Annotated in this window: 16 protein-coding genes and 1 pseudogene; 10 read left to right on the forward strand and 7 right to left on the reverse strand. The window is 58.1% G+C overall.

The annotated features are described in order from the left end of the window. Window positions 1-34 precede the first annotated feature (34 nt). Together QZH36_RS15435 and QZH36_RS15440 are read right to left on the reverse strand one after the other, a co-directional pair. Complete coding sequence (locus QZH36_RS15435) at window positions 35-955, reverse strand: GlxA family transcriptional regulator (protein ID WP_301251531.1); 921 nt, start codon at window positions 953-955, stop codon at window positions 35-37. A 26-nt stretch (window positions 956-981) separates the two neighbouring features. Then, entirely contained in the window at window positions 982-1,524 is a 543-nt protein-coding gene (locus QZH36_RS15440) for an isochorismatase family protein (protein ID WP_253456588.1), read from the reverse strand. 241 nt (window positions 1,525-1,765) lie between these two features. Between QZH36_RS15440 and QZH36_RS15445 the strand changes: the two genes are divergently transcribed. Next, window positions 1,766-2,008 (forward strand): type II toxin-antitoxin system Phd/YefM family antitoxin, encoded by a 243-nt coding sequence (locus QZH36_RS15445; protein WP_253456587.1) that lies wholly within the window; start codon window positions 1,766-1,768, stop codon window positions 2,006-2,008. Between the two features lie 5 nt (window positions 2,009-2,013). Next, on the forward strand, window positions 2,014-2,301 hold the full coding sequence (locus tag QZH36_RS15450) for a type II toxin-antitoxin system RelE family toxin (RefSeq protein WP_253456585.1): 288 nt from the start codon (window positions 2,014-2,016) through the stop codon (window positions 2,299-2,301). A gap of 102 nt (window positions 2,302-2,403) precedes the next feature. Here QZH36_RS15450 and QZH36_RS15455 read toward each other — a convergent pair whose 3' ends face one another. From QZH36_RS15455 to QZH36_RS15465, 3 genes are all read right to left on the reverse strand, one after another. Next, on the reverse strand, window positions 2,404-3,393 hold the full coding sequence (locus QZH36_RS15455; protein ID WP_253456583.1) for an aldo/keto reductase: 990 nt from the start codon (window positions 3,391-3,393) through the stop codon (window positions 2,404-2,406). 47 nt (window positions 3,394-3,440) lie between these two features. Continuing rightward, window positions 3,441-4,292 carry an aldo/keto reductase gene (locus tag QZH36_RS15460; protein ID WP_301730592.1) on the reverse strand — a complete coding sequence of 284 codons (852 nt, stop codon included), beginning with the start codon at window positions 4,290-4,292 and terminating at the stop codon, window positions 3,441-3,443. A 159-nt stretch (window positions 4,293-4,451) separates the two neighbouring features. After that, window positions 4,452-5,654 (reverse strand): multidrug effflux MFS transporter, encoded by a 1,203-nt coding sequence (locus QZH36_RS15465; protein ID WP_301730593.1) that lies wholly within the window; start codon window positions 5,652-5,654, stop codon window positions 4,452-4,454. A 165-nt stretch (window positions 5,655-5,819) separates the two neighbouring features. On the opposite strand from QZH36_RS15465, the pseudogene QZH36_RS15470 reads away from it, so the two are divergent. From QZH36_RS15470 to QZH36_RS15500, 7 genes and pseudogenes are all read left to right on the forward strand, one after another. Then, window positions 5,820-5,981: pseudogene (locus QZH36_RS15470) on the forward strand (LysR family transcriptional regulator); the annotation flags it as partial. A gap of 680 nt (window positions 5,982-6,661) precedes the next feature. Next, on the forward strand, window positions 6,662-6,943 hold the full coding sequence (locus tag QZH36_RS15475) for a hypothetical protein (RefSeq protein ID WP_253456568.1): 282 nt from the start codon (window positions 6,662-6,664) through the stop codon (window positions 6,941-6,943). Window positions 6,944-7,147: 204 nt separating this feature from the next. Further along, window positions 7,148-14,860, forward strand: a complete 7,713-nt coding sequence (locus QZH36_RS15480; protein ID WP_301730594.1) for a BapA/Bap/LapF family large adhesin — start codon at window positions 7,148-7,150, stop codon at window positions 14,858-14,860. 59 nt (window positions 14,861-14,919) lie between these two features. Next, window positions 14,920-16,362, forward strand: a complete 1,443-nt coding sequence (locus QZH36_RS15485; RefSeq protein ID WP_253456562.1) for a TolC family outer membrane protein — start codon at window positions 14,920-14,922, stop codon at window positions 16,360-16,362. Beyond that, complete coding sequence (locus tag QZH36_RS15490) at window positions 16,340-18,514, forward strand: type I secretion system permease/ATPase (protein WP_301730595.1); 2,175 nt, start codon at window positions 16,340-16,342, stop codon at window positions 18,512-18,514. The genes QZH36_RS15485 and QZH36_RS15490 overlap by 23 nt, the downstream gene beginning before the upstream one ends. Continuing rightward, on the forward strand, window positions 18,511-19,677 hold the full coding sequence (locus tag QZH36_RS15495) for a beta-barrel domain-containing protein (protein WP_253456558.1): 1,167 nt from the start codon (window positions 18,511-18,513) through the stop codon (window positions 19,675-19,677). The genes QZH36_RS15490 and QZH36_RS15495 overlap by 4 nt, the downstream gene beginning before the upstream one ends. A 135-nt stretch (window positions 19,678-19,812) precedes the next feature. Then, on the forward strand, window positions 19,813-20,331 hold the full coding sequence (locus QZH36_RS15500) for an RcnB family protein (protein WP_301730596.1): 519 nt from the start codon (window positions 19,813-19,815) through the stop codon (window positions 20,329-20,331). Between the two features lie 60 nt (window positions 20,332-20,391). On the opposite strand, the gene QZH36_RS15505 is transcribed toward QZH36_RS15500, so the two are convergent. Next, window positions 20,392-21,006 carry a hypothetical protein gene (locus tag QZH36_RS15505; protein ID WP_253456554.1) on the reverse strand — a complete coding sequence of 205 codons (615 nt, stop codon included), beginning with the start codon at window positions 21,004-21,006 and terminating at the stop codon, window positions 20,392-20,394. A 135-nt stretch (window positions 21,007-21,141) separates the two neighbouring features. Beyond that, complete coding sequence (locus tag QZH36_RS15510) at window positions 21,142-21,732, reverse strand: HD domain-containing protein (protein WP_253456552.1); 591 nt, start codon at window positions 21,730-21,732, stop codon at window positions 21,142-21,144. A gap of 66 nt (window positions 21,733-21,798) precedes the next feature. Between QZH36_RS15510 and QZH36_RS15515 the strand changes: the two genes are divergently transcribed. Then, window positions 21,799-22,257, forward strand: a complete 459-nt coding sequence (locus QZH36_RS15515; protein WP_125289274.1) for a MarR family winged helix-turn-helix transcriptional regulator — start codon at window positions 21,799-21,801, stop codon at window positions 22,255-22,257. Window positions 22,258-22,260 lie beyond the last annotated feature (3 nt).

The raw sequence follows: 22,260 nt of genomic DNA on the forward strand, positions 1-22,260 counted from the left end.
CGCGTCGGCACAGGATTATCGCCGACGCTCTTTTTTATTCCTGCCAGCGCTGAAGCGCCCGCCTGAGCTGCCGTGAAGAAGAAAATCCTGCCGCCAGCGCCGCTTTTTCCGTGCCTTCGCCCTGCTGTAATCGCTGTCGGGCCAGCGCCAGCCTCAGCTGTTCATGATAATCCCGTACGCTAATCCCCAAATGCTGCCTGAACAGGCGCGTCAGATGACGGGCGCTGACGTGCACGCGCCCGGCGATCTCCTCCAGCGACCAGTCCCGCTCCGGCCGGGCAATCAGCAAATCCTGCGTACGATGAATGGCCGGATTGAGATGGTTGCGATAGCGCAGCCAGGGTGAAAGCTGCGGATCGTCACCCGAACGGCGGAACCAAATCACCATTTCCCGCGCCACCGCCAGCGCCGTCTGCGGGCCGCACAGGCGATGGATAAGATGCAGCGCCAGATCGATACCTGCGGTGATGCCTGCGCTGGTGCAAATGCCGCGATCTTCCACAAAAATGCGGTTTTCTTTGATGATAGCGGTAGGTTCAGCGCTTTTCAGCCGATGGATGACTTCGTGATGGGTCGTGCAATGTATGCCGCGCAACAGGCCGCTGCGCGCCGCCAGAATGGCGCCGGAACAGATACAAACCAGCGTAATTTGCCTGGCATAAATGGCTGGTTGCAGGCGCATCAGCCAGTGCTGCGCGGCAATAGCCTGCGGCGTATCGAAAGCGACGCTGGAATCCGCCACGCCCGGCACCACCAGTAGGCTGCCGTCAGGCAGGTTTTCCGGCAGCGGTGCCAGCTGGCCTATGGTCATGCCGGTCGAGGTCGGCACGCTCTCCTGCGGGCCGATATAGCGCAGGCTAAAGGCATCGCCGGCCAGCTGCAGCGTCTCCGCCGGGCCGGTGATATCCAGCGTCATCACGCCGGGCAGCGTTAAAAACCAGACCGGGACCGCCATACTTTTTCTCCAGTGCAGCTGACGCGTTACGCCAGCGCCAGCAAACATTCTTCCACGGTAGCGACAGCGGCAAAACGGTTGATCAGCACGCTTTCGGTGCGGTGCCGCAGATCCGCGATGCTGAGCGTAATGCCCTGATGCGTAATCGGGAAAGTCAGGGTCGCCTCGGTAACGAAGGTAACTTTATAGCCCAAATCGGATGCGACGCGGGCAGTGGTTTCGCAGCACTGCTCGGTACGCAGGCCGCTGATAATTAAATGTTTAACCTGATGTTGACGCAGCCAGTCTGCCAGCCCGGAATCGGTCAGCGCGTTATGCACTGTTTTCTGCACGGTAGCGACGGCGTGATGCTGCAAAAAAGGCAGGCGCTTCACCAGGCCGGACGCCAGCGAAAACGGGCCGTCCGCCTCGACGTGGAACACATCCACCACCGGGATTTCCCTGGCCTGGCAGCCGGCAATCAGCTCGCTGAGCTTTTGCTCAAAAGCGGGCGTTTCTGACGTTTCGCGGTAGCCACGATGATAGAAAGATTCCTGCGCGTCAATCACTAACAGTACGGTAGCGGTCATTTTGGGACTCCGTTGAGTAGGGCTGAGACGTCAATAATGACGAGGAATGACGCCGCGCAGAAGACCATAAACGGACAGGATCGCGTGTGGGAAGGACAACAGTATGTCGGCTCAACGCAAAACGAAAAAAGTTTGCCTGAGACTGCCTCCTGCCAGCGCAACATGATGATAAAAAGACTTGTTAACAGGTCTTGAGCCGCTCTACAATAAGACTGCTTAACAGGTCTTTCAGGAAGGTAATATGGCTAGCATTATTCTCAGTGATACAAGCGCAAGCGTCAGCGAACTGAAAAAGAACCCTATGGCTACGGTAGAAGCCGGTGCCGGCCTTCCGGTAGCCATTCTTAACCGTAATCAGCCGGCGTTCTATTGTATTCCGGCGCAGCTTTACGAACAGATGCTTGAAATTATTGACGATCGGGAACTGGCCGCCCTGGTTAAGGCAAGGGAAAGCCAACCTTTACTCGATCTGGATTTGGACTGACCGCCATGAGCTATACGGTAAAAATCAGGGAAGAGGCGCTGAAGGAATGGAATGGGCTGGACAGCAGCGTGCGTGAGCAATTTAAAAACAAGCTCAAAAAGCTGCGCGAAAACCCACACATACCTTCAGCAAAATTATCCGGAATGCCAGACTGCTATAAAATTAAACTCAGGGCCTCCGGTTTTCGCCTTGTTTACCAGGTGCTGGATAATGTACTCATTATTGCCGTGGTAGCAGTAGGTAAACGAGAACGCAGCCAGGCCTATAAACTGGCGAGCGAAAGATTGCGTTAATCAACGGAGAATGGCTTAGCCTGCTCCTTAACGGCGGGAAGCCCGCAGGGCAGGAAAATCGCCGAAAAGAAAAGGCTTACGGTGTCCCGCAAGCCTTGACCGTTAGCGCCCGACGCGCGCCTGTAGCGCAGCCGGATAACGTTCGCCGACGATTTTTATCGTCTCCAGCGCCTGATTGATTTTATGCAGATCGCTTTGATCGAGCTGGATCGCGACCGAGGCCAGGTTTTCCTCCAGACGATGTAGCTTAGTGGTGCCGGGAATCGGTGCTATCCACGGTTTTTGCGCCAGGAGCCAGGCCAGAGCAATTTGCGCGGAAGTGGCATTTTTCTCTGCGGCCAGCTGCGCCAGTAAAGTAACCAGCTTTTCATTGGCTTCCAGCGCCTCGGCGGCAAAACGCGGCACCTTGCTGCGGAAGTCATCTTCGCCGAAAGCGGTGCCCGCTTTGATCGCGCCCGTAAGGAACCCTTTGCCTAACGGGCTGAAGGGCACAAAGCCGATGCCCAGCTCTTCCAGCACCGGTAGAATTTCCTGCTCCGGCTCGCGCCACCACATCGAATATTCACTTTGCAGCGCGGCTACCGGCTGGATCGCGTGTGCACGACGAACGGTTTTTGCGCCCGCTTCAGACAGGCCAAAGTGTTTTACTTTGCCTTCGGCAATCAGATCCTTCACCGTTCCCGCCACATCTTCAATCGGCACCTCAGGATCGACGCGGTGCTGATAAAGCAGATCGATCACGTCGGTTTTCAGGCGGCGCAGCGATCCTTCAACTGCCTCGCGAATATGCTCCGGGCGGCTGTTTAAGATCTGCTGCTTATTGTCTTCACCAAAGGTAAAACCGAACTTAGTGGCAATGACCACGCGATCGCGGAAAGGCTTCAGCGCTTCTCCCACCACTTCTTCATTTAAATAAGGCCCGTAGACTTCGGCCGTATCAAAAAAAGTCACGCCGCGCTCGACGGCGGCGCGGATTAATTCCACGGCCTGTTTCGTCCCGGTTGCCGGGCCATAACCGAAGCTTAACCCCATACAGCCCAGTCCCAGCGCCGACACTTCCAGCCCGGATTGACCAAGAATACGTTTTTGCATTGTTGAACCCCTTGCGATTGAACAGAGAGCCTGATTAGCGAACGGCATCAGACGTCGAGTTTGCGTTTAGTGAGCCACTCCACCATGGCCGGATCGCGATGCGAGAAGAAGGCGCTGGTGGCCGTATCCAGCGCGGCGATTTGCATCATTTCCGCGTCGGTCAGCGTAAAGTCGAGAATATTGATGTTTTCTGCCATCCGCTCTTTACGGACGGATTTCGCCAGCGACACGATGCCGCGTTGGAAAAGCCAGCGTAAAACCACCTGGCCCACGCTTTTGCCCTGTTTTTCACCGATAGCGCTCAGAACCGGATGCTGGAACAGGCCGTTCCTGCCTTCGGCAAAAGGCGCCCAGGCTTCCGGCTGGATGCCACGGCTCTGCATCCACGGTGCCGCGTGCAGCTGTTGGTTAAACGGATTCACCTCCACCTGATTCACGGCAGGCGGCACAGTGTTGAAAGCCATCAGATCGGCCAGCCGATCCGGCTGGAAATTACTGACGCCAATCGCGCGGATTTTGCCAGACTGATGCAGCTCTTCCATCGCGCGCCACGCGCCGTGTACGTCGCCATAGGGCTGGTGAATCAGGTAGAGATCGACATAGTCCAGCTGTAGGCGGTTCAGCGAGCGCTCGAACTGCGCTTTTGCCCCCTCGTAGCTGGCGTCCTGTAACCATAATTTAGTGGTGATAAACAGCTCGTCGCGCGCAATGCCGCTCTGCTTCAGCGCGTTACCGACCTGGGTTTCATTCTGATAAGACGCGGCGGTGTCTATTAAGCGGTAGCCGGTTGCCAGAGCATCGATAACCGCGCGTTCGCATTCTGCCGCATCCGTCATCTGAAAAACGCCAAAGCCCAGCAGGGGCATGGCAATTCCGTTGTTTAGCGTGACTGTTTGCATGACGTTGCCTTTTGTTTACGAGTCCAAAAAGCATACGGCAGAAAGATTTATTCGATTAGAGGGGATAATGCGCAAGAGCTTATTAGCCATGCTCATAACTGAAGCCAGCGGCGGCAGGCTTGTAGCGAGTGCTGACCTATCCTGTCGGCAGCTGACCGGCTAATTCCCCGGCCGCGTGGTCAGCGCTATCATCGCGCTGGCGACCGTAAAGAGCGCGATAATCCAGGCCATGGTCCAGGGCGTGCCGTCACTGAACCCTGCCAGCAACAGGGAAGAGACGATGCCGCTGCCGTACTGTAGCGAACCAACCAATGCCGAGGCGGAACCGGCCATATGCGGCACGCTATCCAGCGCGGCGGCCGTCGACGTGGCGGCGACAATGCCGTTCATGGCGAAAAAAATAAAAATCGGCAGCGCAATCAGTACGGCACCGCCGATAGCCAGTTTTGCAGCCAGCGCCAGCACCAGGGTGGCGACGGCCGCAACGACCACGGCGAATTTCAGCAGGGTTTCAAGCGGATAGCGATGCACCAGGCGCCGGTTAACCAGGCTGACGCTCATCACGCCAACAATATTCAGCGCAAACAGCCAGCCGTAATACTGCGGGTCGATGCCGAAATAAGTAATGTAGACAAAAGGCGAGCCGGTAATAAACGCGTAGGCGGCCACGTAATAGAAGGTTACGCAGAGCGTATAGCGCATAAACTGGCTGTTTTTCAGCAGCAGAGCATAGTTATGAAAGGCGCTGGTTAAAGACGCCCTGACGCGTTTCTCTGCGGGCAGCGTTTCCGGCAGCCAGGCTAACAGTATCAGCATTAGCACGCCAATCACGGCCAGCAGCCAGAAAATAGCATGCCAGGAGGCGACCTTAATCATTTGTCCGCCCAGCAGCGGGCCGATAATCGGCGCAATCGCCATAATAACCATCAGCGTAGAGAGCATCTGTGCTGCGCGGGTACGGCTGTACAGATCGCGGATCATCGCGCGCGCCAGCATCGGGCCGGTACAGGCACCCAAAGCCTGAAATACGCGCCAGAAAACAATCTGCGTCAGGGTCGTGGAAAGCGCGCAGCCCGCCGAGCCGATAATAAACAGCGCCATGCCGATAAACAGCGGTAGCCGACGGCCAAAATGGTCGCTCAACGGCCCCCAAATCAGCTGGGCCAGGCAAAAGCCAATCAAAAAACCGGTAATGGTTAATTCCACATTGCCCTGTAATTCTTTTGCCATTATGGGCATGGCGGGCAGATAGATATCGGTGGATAACGAGGTAAAGGCCATTAATGCGCTAAGAATAGCGACAAAAAGAAAGCCGGAGGTTTTGCGAGTCGCCATCAGCGCGCCAGCCTGAGAAGGAGTCATAAATGATTATCTGAAGGAAAGGTCTTCCTATCTTACTGAAATAACCGCGACTGATAATGGCTTATCGAAAAACGACAATATGAGCGGTGCTCATTAATGTTTATCTGCTAAGAAACAAAGCGCTACCGGTTTGTCTGATAAAGGAGGAGAAAGCCGCCATGAGAGCCGCATATCCAGGCCGGCAGATTGACGGAAGTCCTGACCGATTACGCCACCGTCACTAAACCCGTATCCATTCTGTACCCCGATCGGCGTTACCTTTCACCTAAAGTCCGGGTATTTATAGACTGGTTCGCCGAAGTCTTTGCAAAGCAATACCCGCTTTAAAACGAATATAAAGTATTAATAATAAATAAGATTTTAAATGGGTGTAGGGGGAGGGAACCTGTCATACCGGTTCCGCGCCCGACACACTGGCTGGACAACAGGCTGACGCCCGGACAATCGTGACGGTCAGCAAGATTTTACAGCAGTATTCATCCTCCTTATTGTTGTTTATTGACCTACAGACAGCAAAATCTTTACGCACCAGGATAAACCCAATTTTATAGTTAACCCTTTGATTTAATTTATATAAAAATAACTCAGGTTCGTTCCTGATTGTTTTTATCAGAATTAAATTCTGAATTTGTCAGGAAGTTAAAATAATCCGTTAAGTAAAAAACGGCGTCACGACAGGGAGAATTCTGGGATGTTGTTATACAGATGTTATTATTAACGGCTTGTGAATAAACTGATTAGGCTTTTATGCTACTTTTATTTTATTGTATAGATGTATCTGTTTATGTTTATCATTCTTAACAAAGCGCTTAAATTATCAATTTAAACATGTAATATTAATGCAATAAGATTTCCGTAAGCGTCTTATATCGGAGGCACCGTTGGGGAAAATTATTGCAGGCTACTACATTGGACAATACGTCCAGTTTGATCTGAGCCATCGTAGAATTTCCAATTTCGATAAGAGAAACCACAGCGCTATCAAAGAATATCGGCTGCGGGAGACCATGCTGCGTCTGCTTCTTTTCCTGTTACAGAACGCCAACGACAATGCCGTACTGTTCAAAGATATTCTCTATCACGTTTGGGATCGTCATGGACTGCAATCTTCCAATCAACGGCTGTGGCAGGTGATGCAGCTGTTGCAGTTTCGTCTGCTTTCACTGCATGTACCTCATGATTTTATTACCTTTTGCCAGATGACGGGCGGTAAAGGCGTTTACCTTAAAGGCGATATGATCAGGCCGTATTATTTCCAGAAAAAAACAAGCGCAGCCGACGCTGTTTAATGCACGGTCGTGATAACAAAAAATGATTAAATACGGCAGAATATTATTGATTCTGATTTAATTTTTTAAGATTACTTTTGACGCTTATCTTTTTAATAAAAAGACGCCTGTCCCTGAACAGGCCGTAATGATTTGTTTTTTCCAACCGGGGTAGTGATTTTCGGAAAGCTATTCATATATTTTAAATATATTATCGGTGAAAAAATGAACCTACAATTAATCATCAAAGATGTCAGCGGTAAAGTCATTGCCAGACACAACTTAATTCCACAACAGCCTCTTTCTCTGACGCCGCCTGCAAACGCCTCTACTTTTGAAGTGCACAGTAATGATGGCAACCTTCCCGCGCAAATTAAAGCCACCAAAAGCAATAGCGGTCTTAAGCTGACATGGGCAGACGAAGCCACCGGCGAAAATTATGAGGTATTGCTGGATAATTACGCGCCGGACGTGCCGCCAGCCGTGACCGCCTCCGATCCGGACGGCGTCGTGTATGCCTTTGACTATGACCCGGCTTCTGCCGTGTATGAGCTCACCGATACTTCCGCTGAACTTCTGACCGTGGGGGACAATAGCGTCATGCTGGCTGCGGGAGGGGGGATTGGTGCAGCTGCGCTGCTGATCGGCATCGGCGTCTCGAATCATTCCAGCGGCGGCGGCTCTTCATCCGACGATGATGCCGCGTCCACGGTCAGCCCATCCATCGTTTTAACCGACGCCAGCGGCAATATCCTCAACAGCGGCGATACCATCAGCGACAGCACGCTTACGTTAAGCGGAGAAGGCATGGCGCCGGGATCCACCGTCGTGATCAGCGATGGAGGAGCCGTCATTGGCGAAACCACCGTGGATGAAAACGGGCGCTGGAGCTTTACGCCGAATGAGGCGCTGGCGGATGGCGGTCACACTATCGTTGTGGATGGCACAGATATAAACGGCAACGGCGTCAGCGACAGCGTGGACGTAGTGGTGGACGCTCAGAGCAATACCGAAACCGAAAACGGTGGTGAAGATGGCTTAATCGATCCGGAAAATATCCTGGACGAGGATATCCCCGCGCCTGAAGGCATAGTGCCTGTCGTAGTGATTGCTGATGACAGCGGCAACATTATCAACAGCGGCGAGGCGACCCGCGACAGCACGCCGATGTTCAGCGGCAGCAATTATCAGCCGGGCGGCACGGTGACGATCGCTAACGGTGATGCGCTGCTGGGCGAAACGGTAGTCGAGGCAAACGGCAGCTGGACGTTTACGCCGGAAGCATTACCGGAAGGTGCCCACACTATCACGGTTATTGGCCCCGATATAAACGGCGTCAGCAGTAGCAACAGTGTTGATTTGGTGATTGATGTCACTGCGCCGGAAGGGGTGGATACTGCCGGCGTAGTGATTACGGATGAAGCGGGCAACGCCATCGATCCGGGCAGCGCGTCCTCTGATCCTACGCCGACCTTCAGCGGCGACGGCGCGGAGCCGGGCAGCACAGTGGTGGTCAGCGACGGCGACGAGGTCATTGGCGAAACCACGGTAAACGAAGACGGCAGCTGGTCGTACACGCCGGACGAGCCGCTGGCGGAGGGCGACCACGATATCTCCTTCGAAATAATCGACGAGGCGGGCAACGGCAGCGGCCCTTCAGACTCCATTGATTACACCGTTGATACCACCGCGCCGGATGTGCCGGACGCCTCAGCCGTTGTTATCACCGATCCCGCCGGCAACGCCATCGATCCGGCCAGCGACACCAGCACCACCACGCCAACTTTCAGCGGCGATGGCGCCGAACCGGGCGCAACCGTGGTGGTCAGCGACGGTGAAACGGCCATCGGCGAAGCGACCGTGGCGGAGGACGGCAGCTGGTCGTTCACGCCGGACGAGCCGCTGGCGGAGGGCGACCACGATATCTCCTTTGAAGTGGTGGATGAGGCAGGCAACGGCAGCGGCCCTTCAGACTCCATTGACTACACCGTTGATACCACCGCACCGGACGTGCCGGACGCCTCGGCCGTTGTTATCACCGATCCGGACGGCGCCGCCATCGATCCGTCTGGCGCCACATCCGCCACCACGCCGACCTTCAGCGGCGACGGCGCGGAGCCGGGCGCGACCGTCGTCATCAGCGACGGTGAAACGGCCATCGGCGAAGCGACCGTGGCGGAGGACGGCAGCTGGTCGTTTACGCCAGAGGAGCCGCTGGCGGAGGGCGACCACGATATCTCCTTCGAAATAATCGACGAGGCGGGCAACGGCAGCGGCCCTTCAGACTCCATTGATTACACCGTTGATACCACCGCGCCGGACGTGCCGGACACTTCGGCCATCGTCATCACCGATCCGGACGGTGCAGCTATCGTTCCCGGCAGCGACACCACCACCACCACGCCGACCTTCAGCGGCAACGGCGCGGAGCCGGGCGCGACCGTCGTCATCAGCGACGGTGATGTGGCGCTCGGCGAAACCACGGTAAACGAAGACGGCAGCTGGTCGTACACGCCGGACGAGCCGCTGGCGGAGGGCGATCACGATATCTCCTTTGAAGTGGTGGATGAAGCAGGCAACAGCAGCGGCCCTTCAGACTCCATTGATTACACCGTTGATACCACCGCGCCGGACGTGCCGGACGCCTCGGCCGTTGTTATCACCGATCCGGACGGCAACGCCATCGATCCGTCTGGCGCGACCAGCGCTACCACGCCGACCTTCAGCGGCGACGGCGCGGAGCCGGGCGCGACCGTCGTCGTCAGCGACGGTGATATGGCGCTCGGCGAAACCACGGTAAACGAAGACGGCAGCTGGTCGTACACGCCGGACGAGCCGCTGGCGGAGGGCGATCACGATATCTCCTTCGAAATAATCGACGAGGCGGGCAATACCAGCGGCGCATCAGCGCCGATTGACTACACCGTCGATACCACCGCGCCGGAAGGTATTGAAACACCGGCCGTCATCATCACCAATCCCGACGGTACAGCCATCGATTCGGCCAGCGCCACATCCGCCACCACGCCAACCTTCAGCGGCAGCGCCGAACCGGGCGCGACCGTAATAATCAGCGACGGCGATACGGCGCTTGGTGAAACCACGGTAAGCGAAGACGGCAGCTGGTCGTTCACGCCGGACCAACCGCTGGCGGAAGGCGATCACGATATTTCCTTTGAAGTAATCGACGAGGCGGGCAATACCAGCGGCGCATCAGCGGCGATTGACTACACCGTCGACACCATCGCGCCGGAAGGCATCGATCCCGCCTCCATCGTGATTACGGATGAAGCCGGTATCGTCGTAGACCGCACAGAGACGCTGACCGACAGCAAAGCCACCTTCAGCGGCAGCGCGGAGCCGGGCGCAACCGTCACGCTTTACGACAAAGGTGAAAAAGTGGGAGAGGCCACCGTAGCCGAAGACGGCAGCTGGCAGTTTACCGATGAAGACGGATTATACGATGGCAGCCACGAGCTGACGTTTACGGTGACGGATGGGGCGGGCAACAGCAGCGCGCCGTCCGCCACGCTCAACCTGGATGTGCAGGCCGTTATCCTGACGGCAATGGACAATATCAGCGCGGAGGCCGCGGTCGGCTTTACCTATCCGGTCAGCGTAGAGGACGATCTGGGCACCTTAATCAGCGACAGCGGCCTGATTGCGATTAATAACACCATTGTCAGCGATGCGATCGTGGTGGCGGACGGCACCTTTATCGATCTTAACGTAACGGCTACCTCGTCCGCCTTCCTGAACGTTGCCAGCAACTCCACGCTGATCCTGCAAAAGTACCACTCTGCCACCGGCGAATGGGTAGATGTTTCGCAGGGAGGCAGCAGCAATCTGTTCGGCCTGTTTGGCTCAGGAGCCAATACTGCCACGCTGACGCTGTCCGGTCTGACCGCCGGAACCTATCAGCTGGTTTATACCACGGCGGGCATTAACATTGGCGCCAGCTTCGATCTCGAAGCGCGGGAGACGGTTTATACCCTGGCCGAAGAGGCCACCACCACCGATTACACCACGGCGGCAGGCAACGTAATGAGCGATGCGGACGGGATCTACGGCCCGGACACGATCCCGCACGGCGCCTCGACCCTGGTTTCTTCCGTCAGCGTTACCAATAGCGATGGCAACGTGACTAAAGTGACGCTGGGCGCCATCACCAAAACTACGCTGGTCGGCCAGTACGGCATGCTGATGATCGGCGGCGACGGCAGCTATGAATATATCCCTGCCGTCTCGATGAACAGTATCGGCAAGGTCGAAGTCTTTACCTATACCCTGACCGACTCCGCCACCGGCAAGACCTCTTCAGCGCAGCTCTATATCCAGATCGGCAGCACCAACGATGCGCTGACGCTCAGCTGGGATGCTACCGATCCCAGCGCCGACGCCGTCACGGATATTGCTTCCGCCAATGCTGCCGACGCCAGCGTAGCCGTAAGCTGGCGCACCACCGAAGCCAGCGATACGGATGTGGTGCTGACAACGGGCGGCACGGTGAACTATACCAGCGCCTTTACGCTGGTCTCCGCCGACGATCGGGTGTCCGGCACGCTGACGCTGAAAACCGAGCAGGGGCTGTTCGGCAACGATTTTGCCACCGAGAAAAACATCGCTTATGAACTTCAGCAGCTGGGCAGCGACGGCAGCTGGACAACGGTAACGACCGATAATCTTGTGGTGCCGGCGGGCGATCACAACGGCGAGGTGCTGCTGACGCTGGATATATCGACGCTGGTTGAGGAGGCCGGTACCTGGCGCCTCGCCATCGTCACCACGGGCGCGGACAACGACGTGATACTGGATATGGCTGTCTCCGTAACCAGCACCACGGACTATGAGATCACCGCCAGCCAGGCCGCTTCAGGCAACCTGCTGACCGACGAGGGCATCGACGGCGCCATCGACAAGCTCAGCTCCATTTATACCCGGCTTTACGCCAAAGCGGGCGACGGCAGTGCCGATACCGACGTCGACAGCAGCTACGTTGCCGTAACCGAAAGCGGCATCACCCTGGTCGGCGAATATGGCACGCTGCTGCTCTATAGCGACGGCACCTATCTCTATACGCCGGATGCCACCACGCTGCCGTCAGGCTCTCAGGATATCTTTACCTACGCGCTGCAAGGGGTGAACGGCAAGGTGGTTACGGCCACGCTTACCGTCAACCTGGGCGTGGAGGTTGACGGCAGCAATGGCGGCGCGCTGGTATTCCAGGGCACGGAGGCGAATGACGTTTTCGCGGTTTACGATACGGATTTTGCGCAGATGGACGGCGCGGACGGCAGCGATACCCTGGCCTGGTACGGCAAGGCCGAACTGGTGCTGAGCGATGTCGCCGCCAGAGTCAGCAATATCGAAACCCTGGCGCTCGCGGCAGAAAGCAGCGGCAGCGTGGTGGTCACTGCTCAGGACGTGGTCGATATCACCAACGACGTGAATACGCTCACCGTTACCGGCGCAGCGGGCGACACCGTTACGCTGGTGGGAAGCTGGATCAACAGCGGCACCACGGTGATAAACAGCGTTTTGTACACGCATTACACAGGCACGACCGGGGCGGGCGTCGCTGTCGATCTCAACGTGCAGCAGTCGGTTGCGCTTTCGGCGGCGAGCTACCAGGACAGCTCGTCAGGCAGTGAATATGACGTGGTCGCCGCAGAAGCGATTACGGGCACGGACGGCAACGATCTTTTTAACGTTGACGGCAGCGACTTCGCCAGTATCGATGGCGGCGCCGGGCTGGATACGCTGGTCTGGCGCGCCAGCACGCTGACGGTCAGTGAGATCGCGGACAAAGTCAGCAATATTGAAGAGATCGAGCTGGCCGCCGACGCGGGCAATTTGCTGATTTCCGCGCAAAACGTGGCGGATATTACCGATGACGACAACACGCTTTATGTGAAAGGCGAGGCTGGCGATACGCTGACGCTGGGCGGCAGCTGGCAGTGGATCGGCAGCGAGGTGCTTAACAACGCCAGCTACGACCGCTACGTCAGCACCGCGGCCGACGGGCAAAGCGTTACCCTGCTGGTCGACAGCGAAATAGCCTTCAGCGCCACGGAAACCGCAGCGGAGAACAATGCCGCCGACGTCACCGGCCAGGTGACACTGCTCAGCGACAGCGTGGCGCAGACGGTTACCGTGGAGGAGGAAAGCAACAGTTTTATCAGCGACAGCTTCGTCATCGCCAGCAGTAGCGACCAACAGGCGATCGGCTTCAGCGTCTCCGGCGCCTCGATCGATGCCGATAACAGCGTGTCGGCCACGTGGTCATTGCAGCGCTACAACGGGCAGACCTTCGCCTGGGAAACCGTCACCGGCGGCTCACAGGCGCTGACCAGCAGCAGCGCGCTGAACGTGACGCTTTCTGACCAGCCGGTCGGCACTTATCGTCTGACCATCGACACCACGCAGAGCGGCCACACCAGCCTGCTGTTGCTCACGGTTTATGACGAACTGGCGATCGAGGTGGCGGTCAATATCGTCAGCACCACCGACTATCAGGTTACCGCCGATGCCAGCAGCGCCGGATCCGTCTTTACCAGCGATAACGGCCTGATAGTGAAATCTATTGCGGCAGGCATCGTCACCGGCGCGGCCAGCTACACGCTGGTAGCGGCGGCGGGTACGACGATCGTTGGCGAATATGGCTCGCTGACCATTCACAGCGACGGCAGCTACACCTATACGCTGGCCAGCGGCTCGACGATCCCGCTTGCCAGCAGCGAAGATGCCTTTACGTATCTGCTGAGCGACGGCACCACGCAAACGCTGACGGTGACGCCGGGCGTGGCGGTGGATGGCCTGGGCGGCGGCGCGCTGACCTTCGCGGGCACGGTCGGCGACGACAGCTTTGCGATTTACGACACGCAGCTGACCGTGCTGGACGGCAAGGCCGGTCACGATACGCTGGTCTGGCGCGGCGAGGGCGAGCTGCGGCTGAGCGATCTTGCCGGTAAGGTCAGCAATATCGAGGCGATAGATCTTCAGGATAACGGTGCGGCGGCGGTGCTGACGCTGAACGTTGATGATATCGCCAGCGTCACCGGCGACGGCAACGCGCTTTACGTACGCGGCGGCAGCGAGGATTCGCTTTCTCTGGCGGGCGAGTGGCTGGTCAGCGGCGTGGAAACGCTGAATAACATCGTTTATACGCTTTACACCAGCGCCACGCTCAATGGCACGGCTATTAAGCTTTACGTACAGGAAGGCATAACCTTTAACGAAGTAACCGCCGGGATTGAAGGCTCGTTGAGCGCCGAAGAAATGCAGGATCTGACGCTCGTCTCCGTCAGCCAGAATGGCGAAACCGCCGTGGTCGACGGCGAGGCCGCGAGTCTGCAAGGCTACTGGGGTATGCTGGCTATCGACGGCGCGGGCCACTACCGCTACGTGCCGGATGAGGCGGCCGCGCAAAGCGGCCATACCGATACCTTCACCTACACCTTATCGGACGGCAGCAGCGCGTCGCTGAGCGTCAGCTTAGGGGTGACGGTGGACGGCAGCGCGGGCGGCGCGCTCACCTTTAGCGGCTCCGGCGGCAGCGATATATTCCAGCTTTACGATACCGACTTCACCTCGATAAACGGCGCGGACGGCAGTGATACCCTGGCCTGGCACGGCAGCGGCTCGCTGGATCTGAGCGCTATCTCCGCCCGAGTCAGCAATATCGAAGCCGTAGATATGCTGGACGACAGCGTTAACGACAGCCTGACCGTCAGCGCGGAAAGCCTGTTCAATATCACCGACGACAATAACACGCTCTACGTCAAGGGCGCGGAAGGCGATACGGTGACGCTAAACGGCAGCTGGACGCAATCGACGGCCCTGCTGGCGGACGGCATCAGCTACGAGCACTACACCAGCACGGCCGCCGACGGCTCGCTGGTGCAGCTCTATATCGAAGACGATATCGTTATTGGCTAAGCAAGCGCCGGGCGACGCGCCTGCCGCCCGGCCTGGCCAGGGATTTTCAGGATGAAGCTATGGAAAGACGTTTTACCGCCTTTTGCTGCCTGCTGGCGCTGCCTTGTGTCAGCCTTGCGCAGCCGTCGCCGCCGAAAGAAGCGCCTGATGGATTCTGGGGGCTTTTTTCCGGCGCGCCGGACACCCTGCCTGAGGCCGCCGCAGACCAGACCGATATGCTGCCGACGGGCGACGGCAAAACGCTGCCCGTCGACTGGCACGCCGCGATCCTGCTGGCGGTGCAGCACCATCCGGCCATCAGCAGCAGCATCGCCTCGCTGGAGTCGGCGGGCTTTAGCATCGATAACGCCAGCGCGGGCTACCTTCCCGCGATTAAAGCGGGGGTTACCTCGGGCCGACAGCAGGACGAAGGCAGCGGGCAAATCGCCACGCTGGGGCTGTCGCAAATGCTTTATGACTTTGGCAAAACCGGCGGCGCGGTGGATCGGGCAACGGCCGGTTATCTGCGACAGCAGGCCGCTTTGCTGGCGCAGGTCGATAGCGTGATTGAGCAAACGGCGCTGGCGCTGAACGAGGTCTGTCGCTATACGCAGCAGCTTGATAACGCACGCAAACAGGTCAGGGCGCTGCAGGATATTTTACGGCTTACGCAGCTGCGCGCGACGGCGGGCGCCAGCACGCGCGTCGATCCCGTACAGGCGCAGGCACGCGTTGAAGCGGCCGAGGCGCAGCAGCAGGAGAGCGAGATCAAACTTCGCCAGGCGAAGTACCACCTTCAGGCGCTGCTGGGCCAGCCGATCGCGGACAGGCCGCTCGCCACGCCGCTGGATCTACAACCGCTGATCCGCAAACTGGGCGCCACGCTCGATCTGAACAGAAACCCCACCATCCTCATCGCACAGGCCGACGCCGCCATCGCCAGCGCTGACCTGCGCAGCAGCAAAGCGCAGCGTTATCCCACGCTGTCGCTGGAGGCCAGCAGCAACAAATATATCGGCGATATCGCCCGCTATCAGAGCCGTAGCCAGTATCAAAACGTCTATCTCTCCCTGAACAGCACCCTCTATCAGGGCGGCGCGCTGGCGGCGCAGGAAAACGCCAGCGCCCGCGCGCTGGCCGCGGCCAGAGAAACCATCAGCAGCCAGAAGCTGGAGCTGACCGACCGACAACGCAGCGCGTTTCAGAGCATGGCTGGTCTGCAAAACAACATCAGCATCCTCGCCCGGCGGCTGCGCACCATTACCGAGACGCGGTCGCTTTACCGCGAGCAATATCTGGCACTGGGCAACAGGAACGTGCTTGATTTGCTCAACGCCGAACAGGAAATCAGCCGCGCGGAGCTGGATCTTATCAATGCCCGCCGCGACCTTTGGGCCGCCGAAGTAACTTATCTTGCGCTGGCCGGTATGGCCAGAGACGCCTTCAGCATCAATATGCCGGCCGTCCAGGCGCAGCGGCAAACAGTGAAAAATGAGCCTTATGAACAACCCTTTCTCAGATAACGACGCCACCGGCCATGCTGAAAAAAGCCGCTACCTGCCGTGGCTGGAGGCCCTGCTGCTGATCGCCAGGCATTATCGCCTTGAGGCTTCGCCAGAGCGGGTAAAAGGCGAGGCGGAGTGGCAGCTGCGACAGCTGCCGCAGGACAAGCTGATTGAAAACATGGCGCGCCAGCTCGGCCTGCTGGTGCTGTTTGACGACTTCCATCCCGACTGGCTGGACGCCTGGCGGCTGCCGCTGGTGGTGGATTTCGGCGCGCGCGGCGTCGGCGTGGTCACATCACTGAGCGCCGAAGGCCAGGCGAGCGTGATGCTGACCGGCGAAAAACAGCTGCAAAGCGTGCTCAGCGTGGAAGAGCTGGGCCGCTATGCGCAGCGCGTGCTGCTTGCCCGCCCTGAAACCGCCGTGCCCGACGCCAGAGTCGACGACTATATTCAGCCTTACCGCGCCAGCTGGCTGTGGCAGACGCTGCTGCGGGAGTGGCCGAGCTGGATCAACATCATGTTCGCCTCGCTGATGATCAACGTGCTGGGCCTGGCGGCGATGCTGTTTACCATGCAGGTGTACGACCGCATTATTCCTTCGCAGTCCGTGCCGTCACTGTGGGTACTGTTTGGCGGCGTTATGATTGCGCTGACTTTTATCTTTATCCTGCGCATGGCCCGCACTTATATTTCCGACTGGGCGGGCAAGCGCGCCGATTTGCGTATTTCCGACAAGGTCTTCGGCCACGCCTTGCGCATCCGTAGCGACGCGCGGCCAAAATCAACCGGATCTTTTATCGCGCAGATCCGCGAGCTGGAGCAGCTGCGCGAGCTGATCGCCTCCACCACTATCTCCGCCGTGGCCGATCTGCCGTTTCTGATCCTCTTTCTGATCGTGCTCTGGCTGCTGGGCGGCTGGCTGGTGCTGGTGCCGCTGGTGGCGATCCCGCTGATTGTGCTGCCGGGACTGCTGGCGCAGCGGCCGCTGGCGAAGCTTTCCAGAGCCACCATGCGCGAGTCGGCCCTGCGTAACGCCATGCTGGTGGAGTCGGTGCAGGGCGCGGACGATATCAAGCTGCTGCGCGGCGAGCCTTACTTTCAGAACCAGTGGAACCACCTGAACGAAACGATCGGCAAGGCGACGGTCAGGCAGCGTTTTATCAGCGGGCTGCTGGCCAGCTGGACCAGCGAGGTACAGACGCTGGCCTATGTCAGCGTGGTGCTGGTGGGGGCGTTGCTGGCGATGGACGGCGATATCTCCACCGGCGTGCTGATTGGCTGCTCGATGCTGGCCTCGCGCATGATGGCGCCGCTGGGCCAGCTGGCGATGATTTTTAGCCGCTGGCAGCAGGCGAAAGTCGCCAGAGAAGGGCTGGCAAGCCTGCTAAACAGCGAGGTAGACCAGCCCGAGCGCGGGGCGCAGGTGCATCGCGCAAAACTGTACGGCGACTACAGCCTGGACGGTATTGTCTATCGTTATAGCCCTGAAGCCGCCCAGGCGGCGCTGGCGCTCGATAAGCTGACCATCAAGCCCGGCGAGAAAATCGCGCTGCTGGGCCGCAACGGATCTGGCAAATCCACGCTGCTGCAAATGCTGGCGGGGCTGCTGCGGCCTACGCAGGGCGTGCTGCTGCTGGATGGCGACCGGCTCGACACGCTCGATCCGCTGGATGTCCGGCGCGACGTCAGCCTGGTCAGCCAGTCCTCGTCGCTGTTTTTCGGCACCATCCGTCAGAATTTGCGCCTGGGAATGCCGCTGGCTACGGAGGAGGAGATGCAGGAAGCGCTGGCTATCACTGGCGCTATGACCTTTATCCGCCAGCTGCCGGAAGGCCTGGACTATCTGCTTCACGAGGGCGGCAAAGGCTTGTCCGGCGGGCAGCGCCAGCTGCTGCTGCTGGCCCGCGCACTGTTGCGCCAGCCCGCCGTGCTGCTGCTGGATGAGCCGACGGCCTGGCTGGACGACGCCGCCGAAAGCCGCCTGATCGAAAAGCTTAAGGCCTGGTCGGGCGAGAAAACGCTGATTATCGCCACGCACCGACCGGCAGTGATGCAGCTGGTGGATCGTATTTTACTGTTGGATAACGGCAAAATCGTGCGTGACGGGACGAAGGAGCAGCTGCTGGTTAAACCGGCCGCGCCGCGCCGCAAAACGGAGGCGTCATCATGAGCGGACGCTTCAGAGGCCGCAAAAAAACGGCCGCGCGCGGCAGCGCGCTGATCGTCTGGTCGCTGCTGACGATGCTGCTGCTGTTTTTTCTCTGGGCCAGCCTGTTTGAACTGGATGAGGTCACGGTCGGCGTCGGCAAAGTCATCCCCAGCAGCCACGCGCAGATCGTGCAGTCGCTGGAAGGCGGCATTCTGCAAACGCTGAAAGTGCGTGAAGGCGACGTGGTGGAGGCGGGCCAGGTGTTGGCGTTGCTGGATCCCACGCAGCTGGATTCCGGGCTACAGGAGAGCACGGCAAGAATGCGGGCGGCGCTGGCGACGGCGGCCCGTTTACAGGCGGAAACGGCGGGCAGCGAGCTGAATTTTCCGCCCGAGGTGCTGGAGGACGGCGATCTGGTGGCGGCCGAGACGGCGCTGTATCGCTCGCGCAGGGAGAACCTGGACAAAACGCTGAGCGGCCTGCGTGAAGCGCTGACGTTGATCAACCGCGAGCTTAAGCTGACCGCTTCGCTGGTGGCGCAGGGCGCGGCCAGCGACGTGGAAGTGCTGCGGCTGAAAAGACAGGCTAACGATCTGCAAAGCAAGCTGAACGACGCGCAAAATCAGTACATCGTGCACGCGCGGGAGGACCTGGCGAAAGCCAATGCCGAGGCCGCTTCGCAGCGATCGGTCATCATCGGACGCGCCGATGCGCTGAAGCGAACGACGATAGTCGCGCCGGTCAGGGGTATCGTCAAAGCGATCGAGGTCAACACGGTGGGCGGCGTGATCCCGCAGCGCGGCAACCTGATGGAGCTGGTGCCGCTGGATGAACAGCTGCTGATTGAAGCGCAGATTTCGCCGCGCGACGTGGCTTTTATCACGCCGGGCCAGCGCGCCGTGGTCAAGCTGACCGCCTATGATTTTAATATCTATGGCGGCCTTGAGGGGAAAGTGGCTTCCATATCGCCGGATACCCTCCAGGACGAGGTGCATCGGGACAACTACTACTATCGCGTCTATGTGCGTACCGAAAAAGATTATCTGCTTAATAAAAAAGGGAAAAAATTCCCGGTGCATCCGGGGATGATCGCGATGGCGGAAATCCATACCGGCAGCAAAACCATTATGGCTTACCTGTTGAAACCGCTGAACCGGGCGAAAGAGGCGCTACGCGAAAGATAACGCTGGGCGAAAAGGGCAGACCACGCTTTTTCCTGCTTCCCTTGCCTGAAAAGAAACGATAATGTGCGCGTGACGAAGTGGCGCTTCCTCGCTGACCGGTGCCACCTGATAATTTCATTTTCAGCGGAGAAACTCATGAGTAAGTCGACGTCCATTCTCTTTTCTGCTTTTTTACTGGCTGCCACGCCGTTAGTGTCTACGGCTTTTGCAGAAGATGTTCAGACGCAGCAGGATCCTGCCGCCGCCGCGCCAGCTGCGGATGTCCCAGCTGCGAATACGCCAGCCACGGATGCGCCAGCTGCGGATGCCCCAGCTACGGATGCCCCGGCCGCCGCGCCGATCGCGCCGGAAGCACAAACGCCTTCTCAGGCGCAGACGCCTTCAGGCGAAACGGCCGCGCCGCAGCGCGATCCGGCCCATCCTTATGAAATCCAGTACTTTTTTGCCGATTTCCAGCGTTTCACTATCGGCAGCGTGGTGCCTGACCGCTACCGCACTAAAAAATATGAAATTGTGGACTGGAAAACCCGCAACCTGCCCGCGCCTGAGCAGGGCACCAGCTGGACCTATATGGGCGGCAACTACGTGCAGATTTCTAAAGAAGATGGCCGCATCCTGAAAGTGGAATCCGGCGACATTTTTTACAAGCAATAAGCTATAAAAAAGCCCGGCGTTAAACGTCGGGCTTTACGAGTATTGGCAAGGCGGCGTTTTTTATTCCGCCTTTGCCCGATCGCCATACAGATACCCCAGCGAAGCCAGCAGGCACAGGCTATAGCCCAGCAGTTCGCAGCCTTCCTCCGCCATGTTTTTCACCGTATGGTTATAGCCATCCAGCATCAGGTGCTGCCACAGGTCGCGCATACCGAACAGGCGAGCAAACACCAGAATGGTCAGCAAACCCGCGCACAACATGCCCCAGGCAGGATGACGCAGCAGATCGGCCAGGCCTTTCACGGCGCGCTTTGGCTGAAGCACGGCAATAACGACGCACGCGGCGGCAGTGGCCAGCGCGAACCACACCCAGCTGCCGTGTGACAGCTCGTCGAACAGGAAATCCAGCTCGCGGATCAGCATACAGGTGAAGAAGCCGCCGATTAATATCAGCGTCGGCCTGATGGCAGGCTGTCGATATGCGCCATGAAAATAGAGCAGCGCGATAGCCAGCAGCATCAGTTCCTGAGCGATTTCAGTAAATGAGGTTTCGTGTACGCCATCGTTCATCCAGCGAACATCGATAAAAACCATTCCCATCATGGCGGCCAGAAACAGCGCGCAGCCAATAAAAGCCAACGCCTTGCGGCGGATAAAAAGTAAATCAGATTGCATAACGCCCCTTATTTTTTCGAGGCGATTATAGGCACTGAGTTGACGCAGGCTTACCAATTAATGCCGCCGGCCTGCGGCAGCGGCGCCGATTTGAGTTAATTAATGCAGAAAAGCGCCGAAAATCCCGGTTAAGGATTAATTCGGCAGCTGATATCTTTGCTGCTGGCGGGTGAACCAGGCAAGCGGCACGTAATAGGGCGCCTGCGTCAGCTGCTCAATGCCGCTTTCGATAATAGTGGAAGCCTGCCGCCACAGCGCTTCATTTCCGTCTTTCAGCAAGGCGATCTGCACGCGTTTTTCTGTCAGATAAACGCGGGCAAAATGCGGATCGTAATGAATAATCGAGCGGGTGTTATCAATGATATCGGCCAGCTTGATGGTCTGGGCGTCGCCCGAGGCCTGTGCCGTATGGCGAAAATGGGCCACTTTACGCGCTGCGCGATTTTTTGCGTCGGGCTGCTTGCTGTCGGTCAGCATCGCCACCAGCGAGGCGACCTCCGCGCCAAAATGGCTCTCGATATCCGCCAGCGTGTTGGACGTATCTTCGACCGTGTCGTGTAGCCATGCGGCGGCCAGCATGATTTCGTTATCGGTTACGCTGCGCACCAGCTCCACTACCGCAGCCGGATGTACGATATAAGGCTCATCGGTATATTTGCGACGCTGACCCGTGTCAGCATGAGCCTTGCTGGCGTAGCGTCGGGCCTTTTCTTCCAGTGAATACATCGGTTTTCTCCCCTGAACATTAAGATTCGCTTGCAATTATATAGCGCACTATTTATATTTTTTGCCATGACCACAGATAAAGATGACAAAAAAGCGGAAGCCTCGCCACTGTTGCTTGATCAACAGCTTTGCTTCGCGCTCTATTCCACCAACCTGGCGCTGCACAAGCTTTACCGCCAGCTGCTGGCACCGCTTGATATCACCTATCCGCAATATCTGGTGATGCTGGTGCTGTGGGAGCGCGATGACGTGACGGTTTCCGAAATCGGCGAACGGCTGTTTCTGGACTCCGCCACGCTGACGCCGCTGCTGAAAAGGCTGGAGGCGGCGGGTCTGTTGGATCGTCAGCGCTCGCGCAAAGACGAGCGCCAGGTCGTGGTAACGCTGACCGAACAGGGTCGCGAGCTGCGCCATAAAGCGGTCGATTTACCTCAGGCCGTCAGCTGCGCCGCCGCCTGTGATGCGGAAAAAATGCGCGTGCTGAAAGCCGAACTGGAAAGCCTGCGCGACAGCCTCAACGGCTAGACC

This window comes from Erwinia wuhanensis (assembly GCF_030484085.1).
Lineage (GTDB): Bacteria > Pseudomonadota > Gammaproteobacteria > Enterobacterales > Enterobacteriaceae > Erwinia > Erwinia aeris.

Excerpts from the sequence above, each read along its gene's own strand:
- QZH36_RS15515 (WP_125289274.1), top strand. The coding sequence starts at position 21,799 with ATGACCACAGATAAAGATGACAAAAAAGCGGAAGCCTCGCCACTGTTG.
- QZH36_RS15510 (WP_253456552.1), bottom strand. The coding sequence starts at position 21,732 with ATGTATTCACTGGAAGAAAAGGCCCGACGCTACGCCAGCAAGGCTCAT.
- QZH36_RS15475 (WP_253456568.1), top strand. The coding sequence starts at position 6,662 with ATGCTGCGTCTGCTTCTTTTCCTGTTACAGAACGCCAACGACAATGCC.
- QZH36_RS15465 (WP_301730593.1), bottom strand. The coding sequence starts at position 5,654 with ATGACTCCTTCTCAGGCTGGCGCGCTGATGGCGACTCGCAAAACCTCC.
- QZH36_RS15450 (WP_253456585.1), top strand. The coding sequence starts at position 2,014 with ATGAGCTATACGGTAAAAATCAGGGAAGAGGCGCTGAAGGAATGGAAT.
- QZH36_RS15490 (WP_301730595.1), top strand. The coding sequence starts at position 16,340 with ATGAACAACCCTTTCTCAGATAACGACGCCACCGGCCATGCTGAAAAA.
- QZH36_RS15455 (WP_253456583.1), bottom strand. The coding sequence starts at position 3,393 with ATGCAAAAACGTATTCTTGGTCAATCCGGGCTGGAAGTGTCGGCGCTG.
- QZH36_RS15445 (WP_253456587.1), top strand. The coding sequence starts at position 1,766 with ATGGCTAGCATTATTCTCAGTGATACAAGCGCAAGCGTCAGCGAACTG.
- QZH36_RS15435 (WP_301251531.1), bottom strand. The coding sequence starts at position 955 with ATGGCGGTCCCGGTCTGGTTTTTAACGCTGCCCGGCGTGATGACGCTG.
- QZH36_RS15505 (WP_253456554.1), bottom strand. The coding sequence starts at position 21,006 with ATGCAATCTGATTTACTTTTTATCCGCCGCAAGGCGTTGGCTTTTATT.
- QZH36_RS15495 (WP_253456558.1), top strand. The coding sequence starts at position 18,511 with ATGAGCGGACGCTTCAGAGGCCGCAAAAAAACGGCCGCGCGCGGCAGC.
- QZH36_RS15480 (WP_301730594.1), top strand. The coding sequence starts at position 7,148 with ATGAACCTACAATTAATCATCAAAGATGTCAGCGGTAAAGTCATTGCC.
- QZH36_RS15500 (WP_301730596.1), top strand. The coding sequence starts at position 19,813 with ATGAGTAAGTCGACGTCCATTCTCTTTTCTGCTTTTTTACTGGCTGCC.
- QZH36_RS15460 (WP_301730592.1), bottom strand. The coding sequence starts at position 4,292 with ATGCAAACAGTCACGCTAAACAACGGAATTGCCATGCCCCTGCTGGGC.
- QZH36_RS15440 (WP_253456588.1), bottom strand. The coding sequence starts at position 1,524 with ATGACCGCTACCGTACTGTTAGTGATTGACGCGCAGGAATCTTTCTAT.
- QZH36_RS15485 (WP_253456562.1), top strand. The coding sequence starts at position 14,920 with ATGGAAAGACGTTTTACCGCCTTTTGCTGCCTGCTGGCGCTGCCTTGT.